Below are 14,768 nucleotides of genomic sequence, written 5' to 3'. Positions count from 1 at the left end.
AAGAGACCAGCGACATGCACTTCGGCTTCACCCCGGACCAGGAAGCCTTCCGCGTCCGCGTACGCGAGGAGCTCGGCGCCGGGGACATCCGAGCTGAGCTGGACCGGCTCCTGGCCGACACCGGCCGGGAACCGGACGTCCGCCCGCTGTACCGGGCACTCGGCCGGCGCCGCCTGCTGGCCGCCAACTGGCCCGAAGAGTTCGGAGGCCAAGGCGCCACGCTGACCGAGGCCTCGATCGTCGCCGAGGAGCTGGCCCGCGCGGGCGTGCCGGACACGCTGCACGTCAACACCGTGCAGATCGTCGGAATGTTCCTGCTGCACGCCGGATCCGAGCAGCTCAAGGCGCGTCACCTGCCCGCCGTCGGGGAGGGCCGGAGCTTCGCGAGCGTGCTGTACACGGAGCCGGGGGCCGGGTCCGACCTGGCCGGGCTGCGTACCACGGCGGTACGCGACGGCGACCATTTCGTGATCAGCGGCGTTAAGGCGTACAACCTCAAGAGCGACATCACCGACGTCGCCCTGTGCGCCGCGCGGACCGGCGCCCCCGACGGGCGCTACCAGGGCATCACCCTCTTCATGGTCGCCATGGACGCTCCCGGCGTGCGCCGGGAGACCATCGCGGGAATCGCCGACGAGCAGTTCCACCGGGTCGTGCTCGACGAGGTACGGGTGCCGGCCGACGATGTCGTCGGCGAGGTCGGCCAGGGGTGGCAGCTGCTCACCCAGGCGCTCGCCGTGGAACGCACCGGTCTCGACTACTCGCTCAAGGCCGAGTCGTGGTACGCGGCCGTGGTCGCCGGTGGCCTCGAAGCCGCGGAACTGGAGCGCGGCGGCCGCTTCGGCGCCGAGGTCGAGGCCGCGCGGCTGCACACCTGGTGGGTGCTCAAGCAGCTCGACCAGGGGCTGGACGAGGCCGACACCACAAGCGCGGCCGTGGCCAAGTACGTCACCAGCGAACTGGCCCGTGAGGTGGCCGCGTGGGCGAACACGCTCCCGCCCTCCCTGTCGGCGGCCGCCGCCTCGACCCTCGAGGCCGCGTACCGGGAGGCGCCCGGGCTGACCTTCTCGGCCGGCACCTCCGAGATGATGCTCCAGATCGTCGCCGCGGGCGAGGGCGGCGGTACGGGGGCCGCCACGGAAGCGGTCGAGGACACCCTGACCCGCCACCTGCGGCAGGCGATCCGCACCCGCTTCGCATCCGTTGCGGCACGCGACCTCGGGACTGATGCCGTCCACGGCGCCCCGGCGCTGGACGGCGCGTCCTGCCCGAGCTGGCCCGCGCTCGCCGAGATCGGTGCGCCCGGCTTCGAGGTGCCCGCGGAGGCGGGCGGACTCGGACTGGGGCTGCCCGGCTCCCTGGTGGTGTGCGAGGAACTCGGCCGCGCCGCCCTGGGCGGCCCCTACCGCGCCACGGCACTCACCGCCGACGTGGCGGGGCTCAGCGCCGCCGACGGCGCCCACGAGGCCGTGCTGAACGGCTTGAGTTCGGGTGAACTCACCGTGTCCGCCGACTCGTTCGGAGCTGGGAAGTCCCTCGCGGCGCATCCGGCCGACGGAGGCTGGACCGTCTCGCTCAAGGCCGCCGAGGACACGCACGAGCCGGACACCACACACCGGCTGCTCTTCCTGGAGACCGCGGACGGAGTGGTCGCGGCCCTGCTCCCCACGGACGGCGCGGGCGCACACGGCGACGTGTTCGTCCCGCACGATCACGTCCTGGGCCGGCCGTCACCGGCGCAGTGGACGGAGCTCACGGCCCGCGCCCGCATCCGGCAGGCCGCCTACCTGCTCGGCCTGGCCGAGGGCGCGCACGCCGCGGCCCGCGCGCACACGCTGCGCCGCGAGCAGTTCGGCGCCGTGCTCCACGACTTCCAGGGCGTCTCCTTCGCACTGGCGCGCGCGGCGACCCGTGTGGAGACGGTGCGCCTGGCGGTGCTCAGGGCGGGAGAGCTCGCGGACGAGGACCGGCCCGCCGCACGCGCCGCGCTGGACGCGCTGGCGCTGGCCGCGGAGACGGCGGCCGAGGTCACGGCGACCGCCGTGCACGTGTGTGGGGTGCGCGGTCTGACCGCCGAGCTGCCGGTGCAGCGCCACTACCGGCTGGCCCGCACGGAGACCGTCCGCATGGGGGCGCCCGCCGGGCTGTTCCGCGAGGCGGGACGGCTGCGGCTGTCCGGCGGGAACGACCTGGAGCTGCTGACCGCCCCCACCGGCACGCCATGACCGAGCACCACCGAACCAGCACACGACCGAGAACCGAGGAGACGTCCATGGCCGCAACCGAACAGCCCGAGGCCGCGGAACAGGAGAGCGAGCTCCAGTACCGCGTGGTCGCCAACGATGAGGAGCAGTTCTCCATCTGGCCGCTCGGCCGCGAAGTCCCCGCGGGCTGGCGCGACATGGGGGTCAGCGGACCGGAGGCGCGGTGCCTGGAGCACATCGCCGAGGTCTGGACCGACCTGCGGCCGCTGAGCCTGCGCCAGGACATGGCGGCCGGCGTCGCCGCGCCCTCGCCGGCGCTGCCCCGATGACCACGGACACCACGGTGGACCGGTGGTTCTCCGGCGAGCGGCTGCCGCGGGCCCGGGCCCGCCTGATCGCGTTCCCGCACGCCGGGGGAGCGGCCAGCGCCTACCAGCGGTGGTCGACGTGGGCGGGCCCGGACCTGGAGCTGCGCGCCGTGCAGTACCCGGGCCGCGCCGGGCGGTTCACGGAACCGGCACACACCCGGTGCGAGCCCCTGGCGCACGACATAGCCGCCCGGCTCCAGACGTTCATGGACCTCCCGCTGGTCCTCTTCGGCCACAGCATGGGCGCCCTGGTGGCGTTCGAGGTGGCGGTGGAGCTGGAGCTGACGTACGGCATCCGGCCCGCCCACCTCATCGTGTCCGGCGCCCCGGCCCCCTCCGTGCCGTCCCGCACCACCTCGATGCGCTCCGACGTCCCCGACGAGACGCTGGTCGCCGCGATGCGCGCGCTGGGCGGCAGCAAGGAGGAAGTGCTCGCCGATCCGGAGCTGCTGCCCCTGATCCTGCCGGTGATGCGCGCGGACCTGGCGATCGGCGAGAGCTACCGGCCGCGCGCCCTGACGCGGATCGGCGCCCCCGTCACCGTCATGTCGGGCGTCGACGACGCCTCCGCCACCGCCGCGGACATCCGGGGCTGGCAGGAGTACACCACCGGAGAGTTCCAGCAGCTCTCCTTCCCCGGCGACCACTTCTACCTGCACGCGGAGCACGCGCGGCAGGTCTTCGGCCGCGTATGCGACCTGGTCGGGCAGTACGCGGCCGACGGAACGCGGCAGTCGGACGGACGATGGAGCGAGCACACCCAGTGACGTACGCGGAACCGCTGGTCCACCAGCTCTTCGAGGCCCAGGCCACCGCCGCGCCGGACGCCGTGGCCGTGGTCCACGGCGCCGTCTCGGTGAGTTACCGGCAACTGGACGAGCGCGCCGACGCGCTGGCCCGGCAGCTGCGCACGCGGTGCGCCCACGCGGTGGACCGGACTCCCGCGGGGGAGCCGGTGGTCGCCGTCCGGATGCCGCGCGGCCCGGAACTCGTCACGGCGCTGCTCGCCGCCGCCAAGGCAGGAGCCGCCTACCTGCCGCTCGATCCCGGGCTCCCGGCGGACCGCACCCGGTATCTGCTGCGGTCCGCCGGGGCGCGGCTGCTGCTCACCGACGGCAAGCGCGTGCCGGACGCCGACGCCGCGGCCGTCGCCGGGGACCTGCCCGTGCTCGACGTGAGTGCCGCGCCCCGGGACAGCGCGGGCGCCGATGTGGACGGCGCGTCCCGGGACAGCGTGGGCGCCGATGTGGACGGCGCGTCCCGGGACAAGGCGGGCGCCGATGTGGACGACGCCGTACGCGACGACCCGCGACGCCTCGCCTATCTCATCCACACCTCCGGCTCCACCGGCCTCCCCAAGCCCGTGGCCGTCGAGCACCGCTCCCTCGCGAACCACGCGCGGGCCATCCGTACGCTCTTCGGGTTGTCCCGGACGGACCGCGTGCTCCAGTTCACGAATCCCGGCTTCGACGTACTCGGCGAGGAGGTCTACCCGACCCTGGCCGCGGGCGGCACCCTCGTCGTCCTGGACGACACCGCGCTGCCCCCCGCCGCGATGGAGGACTTCCTCCGTACGCACCGGGTGACGGTCGCCAACCTCCCGACGCCGTACTGGGCACAGTGGTGCGCCGACCTCGACCGGACACCGCGCCCCCTGCCCGGGAGCCTGCGGCTCCTCGTCGTCGGCAGCGACACCACGCACACCCGCACCCTGGCCGCCTGGCGCAGGCACAGCGCCGTACCGGTGATCAACGCCTACGGGCTCACCGAGACCACGATCACGGCCACCGCCGCCATATATCCGGACCACGCCCCGCTCCCCGGCGGCAACACACTGCCCATCGGCACCGCACTCGACGGCGTCGAGGCGTACGTCCTCGACCACGCGATGGTGCCCTGCCCTCCCGATGAGACCGGTGAGCTGTACATAGGCGGCCGCGCGGTGGCGCGCGGCTATCAGGGCAGGCCCGACCTCACCGCCCGGCGCTTCGTACCGGACCCGTTCGCCGGGAACCCCGGCGGCCGCCTGTACCGCACCGGCGACCTGGCGCGCCGAGACGCGGACGGCGCGATCGAGTTCCTGGGCCGCGACGACCACCAGGTCAAGATCCGCGGCCACCGCGTCGAGCCGGCGGAGGCGGAAGCGGCACTCGCACAGGACCCCCTGGTACGGGAGTGCGCCGTGGTGGCCATGACCACGCAGGCAGGGCACACCCAACTCGTCGCCTACATCGTCGGGGACGCCGATCCGCAGCGGCTGCGCGCACGCGCCGCCCGGTCCCTGCCCGACCACGCGATCCCCTCGGCGTACGTCGCCCTGCCCGCCCTGCCGGTCACCGTCCAGGGCAAGCTGGACCGCAAGGCCCTGCCCGCGCCCGAGCCGGAGGAGCGCCACAGCCCCTACGTCCGCCCGGTGGGGCCGGACGAGGAACGCCTCGCGGCGCTCTGGAGCGAGGTGCTCGGCGTGCCCCGCGTGGGACGGACCGACGAGTTCATCGGGCTCGGCGGCGACTCCCTGCACATGGCCCGGGTCCTCGGCCGGATCGCGCAGGAGTACGGGACGCACGTGACCGCACGCGAGTTCCTGGCGGCCGGCACGGTCGAGGACCTCGCCGCCCTGGTCCGCGGCGGCGCCCCCGTACCGTCCCCGGCGCGAGAGACCGCCCCTGAGGACGCGGTCTCGCCCGGCGAGCAACGCCTGTGGGTCCTCGGGCAGTTCAGGCCGGCGGCCGGCACCGCGTACAACGTGCCGAGCGCGCTGCGGCTGTCCGGCCCCCTCGACGTCGCCGCCCTCCGGCTCGCCCTGGGGGACGTCGTCGAGCGCCACGAGCGCCTGCGGACCTCCTTCCACTTCCGGGACGGCCGCCTGACGGCCGAGATCGCGCGGGACTTGACGGTGCCCTTGCCGGTCATCGACCTGAGCGCGGGCGAACAGGGCGCGGCGGCCCCGCTCGTACGGGCCGAGCAGCTCGCGCGGCAGCCGTTCGACCTGGCGAGCGCCCCCCTGCTGCGCACCGCGCTCATCCGGGTGGCGCCCGACGACCACCTGCTCGTCGTGGTCACCCACCACATCGTCTCGGACGGCGTGAGCAGCGACGTCTTCGACCGGGACCTGGCGGCGGCCTACGCGGTGCGGCTGGCCGGCGAGGCATCGCCGTGGCGGGAAGCCTCCACCGGATACCGCGACTTCATCCGTACGCAGCAGGACCTGGACGGCTCCGCCTCGGCGGACGCCCTCGTCAAACACGTGGTGGAACGGCTGAGCGGCGCACCCACGGTGCTGGAGCTCCCGGCCGACCACCCACGGCCCAAGGCCATGAGCTATCGGGGCCACCGCCTGTCGCGGAGCACCCCGGCCGGTCTCCTCGCCGCGGTCACCCGGCTCGCGCGCGAGGAGGGGACCACCCCGTACTGCGTGGTCCTGACCGCGTTCGGCGCCGCGCTGCGCGAACTCTGCGGGCAGGACGACCTGTTGATCGGATCGCCCGCGGCGGGACGGCCGGGGCCGGACTTCGAGGACGTCCTCGGGTTCTTCGTGAACACGGTCGTCCTGCGGCTCGACTTCCGGGGCACCCGGTCCTTCCGCGACGCGCTGCGCCTCGCGCACGGGCAGGTGCTCGACGCGATCGAGCACGAGTACGTCCCCTTCGACCGGCTGGTGCAGGAACTCGTCACGGAACGGGTGCTGTCCGTGCCGCCGCTCGTCCAGGCGGCCCTCGCCTACCAGGGGCCGCGCCGCCCGGAGGCCCGCCTCGCGGGAGTGCGGGCGACGCCGGTGCCGCTGCACAACGGCAGCGCGAAGTTCGATCTGACGCTGGAGATCGAGGAAGTGGCCGGGGAGATGGTGGCCACCGTCGAGTACAGCACCGACCTCTTCGCGCGCGGCACGGTGGAGGACCTGCTCGACCGCTGGACAGCGGTGATTTCAGAGGCAGTCGCACGGCCGGATGCGGTCCTGTGCGACGCAAGGGGAGGGGCGAGGACATGACGGAGACAGGTGCGCGGGGGATGCCGGCGGGGGAGGGGCTCGAGCGGCTGCGCGGGGTGTGGTCGCAGGTGCTGGGGCGTGACTCCATTGCGGCGGACGACAACTTCTTCTCCCTCGGCGGGGACTCGATCACGGCGATCCGGCTGGTGGCGGAGGCGTGCGCGGTGGGCCTCGACATCAGCGTGGAAGAGGTGTTCCTCCACCCCACGCTCGGTGAACTCGCCCGCGAAGCGGCGGGTGTCGGCGACGAGCCCGCGGCGGAGCAGCCCGCGACGGGTGCCGCGCTCACGACGACGCTCGCCGACCTCGACCCGGAGCTCGTACCGGCGGGCGTGGTGGCCGCCTACCCGCTTTCCTCGCTCCAGCTGGGCATCCTGTACCACTGCGAACTCAGCGACGACCCGGCGCTCTACCACGACCTGACCCGGGTGCGCGTGAGCGGCCCGTGGGACGAGGCGGCTCTGCGGGACGCCGTGGCGGCGCTCGTCGACCGGCACGAGATGCTCCGCACCTCCTTCGAGCTCGCCGAGTTCCGCGAGCCCCTGCAACTGGTCCACGGCACGGCCACGGTCCCCCTGGAGACCCAGGACCTGAGCGGACTCACCGACGAGGAGCAGCAGAAGGCCCTGGACGACTGGTGGCACAGGGAGTCCGCGACCGCCTTCGACGAGACGAAGGCCCCGCTGCTCCGCATCCACGTGGGTGTCCTCTCCCAGGACTCCTTCCACCTCTCCCTGTCGGTGCATCACATCCTCCTCGACGGCTGGAGTTTCGCCCGCCTCGCCACCGAGGTGCTGATCGAGTACGAGCGGCGGCTCGGGTACGACGGCCCGGGACTCGAGACGATGCCGCAGGTTCGCTACCGCGACTTCGTGGCTGCCGAGCAGCGCGCCACCCGGAACGCGGCATCCCGTACGTACTGGGGCGAGCTCCTGAAGGGCATGCAGTCGCTGGCCCTTCCGGCGCCCTCCCTCACGGAGGAGCCCGAAGTCGCCGAGGTGGTGCAGGAGTTGCCCGACGAGCTCGCCGCGCGGGTGCAGGAGTTCTCGGCCGCTGTGGGAGTCCCGGCCAAGAGCGTCTTCCTGGCCGCGCACCTGTGGGCGATGGGTGAGCTCTGCGGGACCGAGGACGTGGTGACCGGGCTGTGCGGGAACGGCCGCCCGGAGTCGGAGGGGGCGGACCTGGTGCTCGGTGTGTTCCTCAACGTGCTGCCGGTGCGCGTACGGCTGGAGCACGGCAGCCGGCCGGAGCTGGTCCAGGCGGCGTTCGACGCGGAGCGCGAGCACCTCGCCCACCGCGGCTACCCGTTGGCCCGGATCCAGAAGGACCTGGGGCACGCTCCCTTCGAGGCGATGTTCAATTACACGGACTTCCACGTCTTCGACAAGGTCGACTCCCTGCGCCGCATCAGCACCGACCGGTGGAGCTTCGCCGACCGCACGAACTTCCCGGTGCTCGTCGAGGTGAACCGGCTCCCGCAGCGGAAGACCTACGAGCTGAGCATCCGGGTGGACCCCGCACAGGTGTCCGGGACGCTCGCGCCGAGGATCGGCGAGTCGATGGTGCGGGCCCTGTCCGCCATCGTGCGCCGGGCGGACTGACAGCAATGCGGCAGTGAATCAGTGACAAGCGGAAACGAGGTTCGATCGTGGAGTACCGACGCTTCGGCAGGCTCGGGTGGCAGGTCAGCGAAGTCGGCTATGGAATGTGGGGAATAGCCGGAGGCGAAGGCGGCTGGTCCGGCGCTGACGACGCCACGGGCCAGGAGGCTCTGGAGGAGAGCATCCGGGGCGGCTGCAACTTCTTCGACACCGCCTGGATTTACGGGCGCGGCCACAGTGAGGAATTGCTCGGAAAGCTCCTTGAGCGGCACCCGGAAGAACAGCTCTACATCGCCACGAAGATTCCGCCGAAGGACCGCAAGTGGCCCTCGACGCGGGACTCCAGGCTTGCCGATGTATTTCCCGAGGACCACATCCTCGAATACACCCGCAAGAGCCTCGAGGGGCTCGGCACGGAATCGATCGACCTGCTGCAGTTCCATGTGTGGGAGGACAGCTGGGCCGACGACCGGAGCTGGCAGGACCCCATCCGTCGGCTGAAGGACGAGGGAGTCGTCAAGGGCGTGGGCATCAGCGTCAACCGCTGGGAGCCGACCAACGTCCTCAAGACGCTCGACACCGGGCTCGTCGACTCGGTCCAGGTGATCTACAACATCTTCGACCAGGCGCCGGAGGACGAGTTGTTCGCTGCCTGCCAGGAGCGGGACATCGCCGTCATCGCGCGGGTCCCCTTCGACGAGGGCACCTTGACCGGCACCCTCACCCACGACACGACCTGGCCCGAGGACGACTGGCGCAGCTCGTACTTCGTGCCGGAGAACCTGCACGCGAGCGTCGACCGCGCGGACGCGCTCAAGAAGGTCGTGCCCGCGGACATGACCATGCCCGAGCTGGCGCTGCGGTTCATCCTGCAGCACCCCGCGGTGAGCACCGTGATCCCGGGCATGCGCAGCGTCCGCCACGTCGCGGCGAACCTCGGGGTGAGCGGGGCGGAGCCGCTGTCGGCGGAGCTGTACGCCGAGCTGCGCAGGCACCGCTGGGACCGTACGCCGACGGCCTGGTCGCAGTGACGGCCCGGTCCCGGTAGGGCCGGCCGAAGAAAGCCGGGGGCGGGGAGTTGAACTCCCCGCCCCCGGTTTTTCGGGCGGTCCGGCAGGCGAGGTGCTAGCCCGCCTGCGTGATCCAGTGGTGGCCGCCGTGCGTGAACCGCGTCTGGCGCGCCGTCCCGGGCGCGTCCGTGAGGTCGAGCAACCGCTGGACCTGGACGTTCCCCCGGTACAGCGTCGCCTCCACGGTGCCGCTGACGCCGGCCGCGAGAAGGTCGACGCCGCCCGCCGCCGCCCGTCCGGACGCGTCGTGGAAGCGCCCCTCGTACACGGCGGTGCCGAGCGTGGCGGACAGCTGACGCAGCAGCGCCGCCGAGGGCTTGTCCAGGCATGCCTGGTACAGCGCGTCGAGGCAGGGGCCGAGGACGTCGAGGCCCGGCGCCTCGTACACGCCACGGCACTTGGTCCCGTTCACCCGGTTCTCGACCACGGTGCGCAGCGATATCCCGTGCCGGCCGCCGAGGGCGTTGGCCCGCTCCATCGCTTCGAGCGGGGTGACCGCGGTGCCGTCCACCGCGACGGGACGTCCGCCCTCGAAGCGGACGGTGAACGTCTCGGGTTCGGCGGCCGCGTCCTGCGGCCACACCGTCATCAGCGGCTCCACCGACGCGGGCGCGGTGGTCAGCGACTCCAGTGCGTCGCTCTCGTGCGAGAAGCCGGCGAGCCCACCGTCGACCGAGTACGCCACCCAGTCCGTGAGCTCCTTGGCGTAACCCAGGCCGGACAGGTACGCGCTCATGTCGGCGCGGGTCGGAAACCGCTCCAGCATCCACGCCCTGGTCCACGGCGTGAACACCGTGAGGTCGGGCGTGAAGCGTGCCGCGTAACGGGCGAACCTGGACTGGTCGTTGCCGCCGCCCACGCAGCCGTGGGCCAGTACGTCGCACCCGTCGGCGCGCAGGACCGGGCCGAGCCCGCCGACCAGGACCGCGCGCGAGGCACCGGTGGTGTTCCAGTAACCGCCCTCGTAGGTCGCCTGGTACGTCACGAGGTCGAGCGCGGTGCCGGCCATCTCGGCACGCAGGTCGACGACCTGGGACTTCAGTCCGTACTGGGAGAGGCGCGCGGCGAGTTCCCCCGCGGGCAGCGGCGCCTGCTGGCCGATGTCGGCGACGTAGCAGGTCACGTCGACATCATTTTCCGCGAGCCACGCGGCGACGGCGGTGCTGGAAAGCCCGCCCGAGGTGAACAGGCCCACGCGCAGGCCCTTGAGTTGTTTCAAATCCATCTGCGTATTACCCCCGGGGCCGTGCGTCGACATTGTGGATACCGAATTCCGTGACGGACCGGTCCGTGACATCAGTATCCCCGTTCTCGCTGCGTCAACGCTCACTCCACCTGCGACGGTCAGGTCGCCGAAGGAGTCACATCTGTAATTGCGATGCTTACGGACGTGGTAATCACGTAGCGGTACCGCGACTCCTTGCGGCGGCCTTACCTTGTTCCGGAATATTCGGGGAATCACGATTCGTTTTCCCGGTTCGGAACTTTCGGTTCAGTCGAAACAAGTCCGAACAGTCGGGGCACAGTAGGCCGCCCACGAAGCGGCCCGTCAAGGGGGCGTCCGGTATGTCCGAGCGGTATCGAGTCGGGTCGCGTAGTGACGTTGCGGAGCCATCCGCCGACGATCCGGGAGACCGCACCGTCCTGCAGCTCTTCGAGGCCAGGGCGGCCGCGACGCCGCAGGCGCCCGCCGTCACCCACGGTTCGCTGACGCTCTCCTACCGGGACCTCGACGAGCGGGCCAACGCCCTCGCCCGGCACCTCACCGAACTCGGCGTCGGGCGCGGCGACTTCGTCCCGCTCGTCGTCGACGGGGGAGCGGAGCTGCCCCTCGCGATGATCGCGGCGATGAAGCTCGCGGCACCGTTCGTCCCGGTCGACGACTCGGGCCCCGTGGACCGCCTCGTCCGGATGATCGAGACGCTCGACGCCAAGGTGGTGCTGACCTCGGAGGGCGGCCGCCGACTCCCGCTCGCCGTCCCCGTACTGCCGGTGCGGCCCACGGAACCGGCGCGCGACGCAGCGCCACCGCCCATGCCCTCGGCCACCCTGAACGACATCGTTTACGGCTTCTACACCTCCGGCTCCACCGGCCTGCCCAAGTGCACGCTCAACGTGCACCGGGGCCTGCTCAACCGCTTCGCCTACATGAGCCGCAGGCTCAGCAGCCAGGTGGACGAGGTCGTGCTGCAGAACAGCAGGCACCAATTCGACTCGTCACTCTGGCAGTTGCTGTGGCCCCTGACCACGGGCAGCCAGGTCGTGATACCCGAGCGCTCGGGCATCCTCGACCTCGAGGCGACCGTGGACGTCATCCACCGGCACGCCGTCACCACCACCGACTTCGTGCCCTCGATCTTCAACACGCTGGTGGAGCTGCTCACCACGGAGCCCGGCCTGATCCACCGCCTCGGCTCCCTGCGCCGGCTGCTCATCGGCGGCGAGGAGATGACCGCGGATGCCGTCCGCACCTTCCGGTCCTATCTCCCGGACGTCGACATCATCAACACCTACGGCCCGACCGAGGCGTCGATCGGCAGCGTCTTCCACACGGTGAGCGACGCGGACCGCGACCCCATGCCGATCGGCCGCCCCATCGACAACACCTACGCGGTGATCGTGAACGACCGCGCGGAACTCGTGGAGAGCGGGGAGACCGGCGAGATCTGGATCGGCGGCGAGTGTCTCGGCCTCGGGTACGTGAAGGACCCCCGCAAGACCGCGGCCGTCTTCGTGCCCAACCCCTTCCCCGAGATCCCCGGCGACCGGCTGTACCGCACGGGTGACCTCGGCTACCGGCGGCCGGACGGGCTGTTGCAGTTCGTCGGGCGCCTCGACCACCAGGTCAAGATCGGTGGCGTGCGCATCGAGCTGTCGGAGGTCGAGGCGGGGCTGCTGAGCCACCCGCTGGTGCGGGAGGCCAAGGTGATCGTGCACGAGGAGGGCGACAGCCGGGCACTCGTCGCCTTCGTGACCGTGCGTTCCGCCGAACTCGGTACCGCCCGGCTCAGGGAGCACGCCGCTGCGAGCTTGCCGCCCGCGCTGACACCGCGCCGCTTCGTCGTCCTGGACGCCATGCCGCTCACCCCCAACGGCAAGGCCGACCGCAAGGCACTCAAACAGCTGGCCCAGTCCGGCCACGCCACGGACCAGCCCGACCTGCCGGAGCCGACCGTCACCGGCGGACCGGCGGGGGCGGAGCACGCCCCGGAATCCGTCGAGGTCGTGGTCCGCGCCACCTGGCTGGGCTTCCTGCCCGTCGGACAGGTCGACCCTGGCGCCGACTTCTTCGAACTGGGCGGTGACTCGCTCGGTGCTCAGCGCCTCGCCGTGGCCCTGAGCGAACGGTTCGGTACGCGAGTGTCGGTGCGGGACGTGTACGAGCGCCCGACCGTGGATCAGCAGGTGGCCCTCCTGACCGGACACGACGCCCACCAGCCGGCCCCGGACGGCGCCGCCGACGAGGCCGCGGCCCGCGAGCTCGGTGAACTCCTCGACGCCGACGCGGTGTTGCCCGAGGACATCGTCCCGCCGCCCGTCGTCACCGGGCCCGCGTCCCCGTGTGACGTGCTGCTGACCGGCGCCACCGGCTTCGTCGGCGGTCAGCTGCTGCACGACCTGCTGGTCGGCACGGAGGCGGTCGTGCACTGCCTGGTACGGGCGGACGACGCGACGGACGCCCGGCAGCGGGTCGTCGCGAACCTGCGCGAGTACCGCCTCTGGGACGAGACGTACGCGGGCCGGATCGAGGGGGTGCCGGGAGACCTGCGTCTGCCTCGACTCGGTCTTGACCAGGCGGAGTTCACCACCTTGGCCGAGCGCGTCGACACGGTCGTCCACAACGGCGCGATGGTCAACCTCGCCCGCGGCTACCACGCCCACCGCGGAGCCAACGTCCACGGCACCGTGGAGATCCTCCGCTTCGCCACCACCCACCGCGCCAAGCAACTGCACTTCGTCTCGACCCTGGGAGTGTTCACCACGGGGGAGGACGGCGTCGGGTTCATCCCCGAGGGCCCCGTGCCCGCCGACGTGGTGCCCGCCGACGGCTACAGCCAGTCGAAGTGGGTCGCCGAACGGCTGCTCGCCGAGGCCGCCGAGCGAGGCCTGCCCGTCACCGTCCACCGCTTCGGCGAGGTCACCCCGCACTCCGTGACCGGTGTACCCAGCCGCTCGGGACTGCACGACCTGCTCGTCAAGGCCTGCCTGCAGACGGGGATGTGGTTCTCCAGCCCCATCGTCACCGACTACACGCCGGTGGACCACGTCAGCGCGCTGGTGGTCGCCGCCGCCTGCCGGGGCGAGCGGGGGTGGCTGCACGAGGTGCAGCCCCACGCGGTGGGTTTCGACGCGCTGATGGCCGTGTTCCAGGAAATCTTCCTCCTCACCGAAGTGGCGTACCCGGTGTTCTGGGAAGAGGTGCGGCGGCAGTCCGCCGCGTCGCCGGACAACAGCGACCTCGTACGGGTCCTCGCGTTGCTGCCGCCGCCCGAGGACGACGCGGGCACCGACGGCGACGGGGGACTGCGGGTGAAGGAGAGCCTCGCGGGACTCTTCCGCCAGGACCCGGCGGCGGTGGGCAGGGAGCGGGCCGAGCGGCTGGCCACCGAGGCCGGCCTGGCGTGGCCGCCCGTCGGACGCGACGTGTTCCGGCGGTACGCCGCCTTCTACCAGTCGATCGGCTGGTAACCGCATGCCCACTACCGACGATGGCGGGACGGTGTGGCTCACCGGCCTGCCCAGCGCCGGCAAGACGACCATCGCGTACGAACTGGCGGGCCGCCTGCGTGCGGAGGGCCGCCGGGTGGAGGTGCTCGACGGCGACGAGATCCGGGAGTTCCTCTCGGCGGGCCTCGGCTTCAGCCGGGAGGACCGGCACACCAACGTGCAGCGCATCGGCTTCGTCGCCGAACTCCTCGCCCGCAACGGCGTGCTGGCGCTTGTGCCGGTGATCGCGCCGTTCGCGGACAGCCGCGAGGCGGTGCGCAAGCGCCACCAGGCGGGCGACACCGCCTACGTCGAGGTGCATGTCGCGACGCCGGTGGAGGTGTGCTCCGTGCGCGATGTGAAGGGTCTGTACGCCAAGCAGGCGAAGGGCGAGATCTCCGGTCTGACCGGGGTCGACGACCCCTACGAGGCGCCCGAGTCGCCCGACCTGCGCATTGAGTCGCAGAACCAGACCGTGCAGGAGTCCGCAGCCGCGCTGTACGCGCTGCTCGTCGAAAGGGGTCTGGCGTGACGATCAGCGTGCCTTCGCTGCCACACGTGACCGAAAGCCCGTACGTACTCACCCACTTGGATGCTCTGGAGTCCGAGGCGGTGCACATCTTCCGGGAGGTGGCGGGTGAGTTCGAGCGGCCGGTGATCCTCTTCTCCGGCGGCAAGGACTCCATCGTCATGCTGCATCTGGCGCTGAAGGCGTTCGCCCCGGCGGCAATCCCGTTCTCGCTGCTGCACGTGGACACCGGGCACAACTTCCCCGAGGTCATCGAGTACCGCGACCGGGTGGTGGCCGAGCACGGGCTGCGGCTGCACGT

Annotated in this window: 10 protein-coding genes; 9 read left to right on the top strand and 1 reads right to left on the bottom strand. The window is 71.9% G+C overall.

What is annotated here, in order from left to right:
- Positions 1-14: 14 nt before the first annotated feature.
- From ACH4D5_RS28485 to ACH4D5_RS28460, 6 genes are read left to right on the top strand one after another with little or no spacing between them, the layout of a single operon-like run.
- A complete protein-coding gene (locus ACH4D5_RS28485; protein ID WP_398307856.1) occupies positions 15-2,225 on the top strand; it encodes an acyl-CoA dehydrogenase family protein in 2,211 nt (736 codons plus the stop codon).
- Between the two features lie 47 nt (positions 2,226-2,272).
- On the top strand, positions 2,273-2,533 hold the full coding sequence (locus ACH4D5_RS28480; RefSeq protein WP_398307854.1) for an MbtH family protein: 261 nt from the start codon (positions 2,273-2,275) through the stop codon (positions 2,531-2,533).
- On the top strand, positions 2,530-3,339 hold the full coding sequence (locus ACH4D5_RS28475) for a thioesterase II family protein (protein ID WP_398307852.1): 810 nt from the start codon (positions 2,530-2,532) through the stop codon (positions 3,337-3,339). The genes ACH4D5_RS28480 and ACH4D5_RS28475 overlap by 4 nt, the downstream gene beginning before the upstream one ends.
- On the top strand, positions 3,336-6,560 hold the full coding sequence (locus ACH4D5_RS28470; RefSeq protein WP_398307850.1) for an amino acid adenylation domain-containing protein: 3,225 nt from the start codon (positions 3,336-3,338) through the stop codon (positions 6,558-6,560). Before ACH4D5_RS28475 ends, ACH4D5_RS28470 begins: the two co-directional genes overlap by 4 nt.
- Positions 6,557-8,161 carry a condensation domain-containing protein gene (locus ACH4D5_RS28465; protein WP_398307848.1) on the top strand — a complete coding sequence of 535 codons (1,605 nt, stop codon included), beginning with the start codon at positions 6,557-6,559 and terminating at the stop codon, positions 8,159-8,161. The genes ACH4D5_RS28470 and ACH4D5_RS28465 overlap by 4 nt, the downstream gene beginning before the upstream one ends.
- Positions 8,162-8,208: 47 nt before the next feature.
- Positions 8,209-9,192 carry an aldo/keto reductase gene (locus ACH4D5_RS28460; protein WP_398307846.1) on the top strand — a complete coding sequence of 328 codons (984 nt, stop codon included), beginning with the start codon at positions 8,209-8,211 and terminating at the stop codon, positions 9,190-9,192.
- A 94-nt stretch (positions 9,193-9,286) separates the two neighbouring features.
- On the opposite strand, the gene ACH4D5_RS28455 is transcribed toward ACH4D5_RS28460, so the two are convergent.
- Positions 9,287-10,456 (bottom strand): argininosuccinate synthase domain-containing protein, encoded by a 1,170-nt coding sequence (locus ACH4D5_RS28455; RefSeq protein ID WP_398307844.1) that lies wholly within the window; start codon positions 10,454-10,456, stop codon positions 9,287-9,289.
- A 341-nt stretch (positions 10,457-10,797) separates the two neighbouring features.
- Here ACH4D5_RS28455 and ACH4D5_RS28450 point away from each other — a divergent pair, with 341 nt between their 5' ends.
- The 3 genes from ACH4D5_RS28450 to ACH4D5_RS28440 all read left to right on the top strand — a co-directional run.
- Complete coding sequence (locus ACH4D5_RS28450; RefSeq protein WP_398307842.1) at positions 10,798-13,920, top strand: amino acid adenylation domain-containing protein; 3,123 nt, start codon at positions 10,798-10,800, stop codon at positions 13,918-13,920.
- Positions 13,921-13,924: 4 nt separating this feature from the next.
- Positions 13,925-14,470 carry an adenylyl-sulfate kinase gene (gene cysC, locus ACH4D5_RS28445; RefSeq protein ID WP_398307840.1) on the top strand — a complete coding sequence of 182 codons (546 nt, stop codon included), beginning with the start codon at positions 13,925-13,927 and terminating at the stop codon, positions 14,468-14,470.
- 26 nt (positions 14,471-14,496) lie between these two features.
- Positions 14,497-14,768: phosphoadenosine phosphosulfate reductase family protein (locus ACH4D5_RS28440; protein ID WP_398307838.1), on the top strand; the 272-nt coding region annotated here is incomplete at its 3' end.

It is taken from the genome of Streptomyces sp. NPDC018029 (assembly GCF_044327655.1).
In the GTDB taxonomy this organism is placed as follows: Bacteria; Actinomycetota; Actinomycetes; order Streptomycetales; family Streptomycetaceae; genus Streptomyces.
Note: the sequence above shows the minus strand (reverse complement) of the source record. Positions and strands in the feature narration are given on the sequence as shown.

What these genes read in the sequence shown, in the direction of transcription:
- ACH4D5_RS28485 (WP_398307856.1), top strand. Translation starts at nt 15, where the DNA reads ATGCACTTCGGCTTCACCCCGGACCAGGAAGCCTTCCGCGTCCGCGTA.
- ACH4D5_RS28480 (WP_398307854.1), top strand. Translation starts at nt 2,273, where the DNA reads ATGGCCGCAACCGAACAGCCCGAGGCCGCGGAACAGGAGAGCGAGCTC.
- ACH4D5_RS28475 (WP_398307852.1), top strand. Translation starts at nt 2,530, where the DNA reads ATGACCACGGACACCACGGTGGACCGGTGGTTCTCCGGCGAGCGGCTG.
- ACH4D5_RS28465 (WP_398307848.1), top strand. Translation starts at nt 6,557, where the DNA reads ATGACGGAGACAGGTGCGCGGGGGATGCCGGCGGGGGAGGGGCTCGAG.
- ACH4D5_RS28455 (WP_398307844.1), bottom strand. Translation starts at nt 10,456, where the DNA reads ATGGATTTGAAACAACTCAAGGGCCTGCGCGTGGGCCTGTTCACCTCG.
- ACH4D5_RS28450 (WP_398307842.1), top strand. Translation starts at nt 10,798, where the DNA reads ATGTCCGAGCGGTATCGAGTCGGGTCGCGTAGTGACGTTGCGGAGCCA.
- cysC (WP_398307840.1), top strand. Translation starts at nt 13,925, where the DNA reads ATGCCCACTACCGACGATGGCGGGACGGTGTGGCTCACCGGCCTGCCC.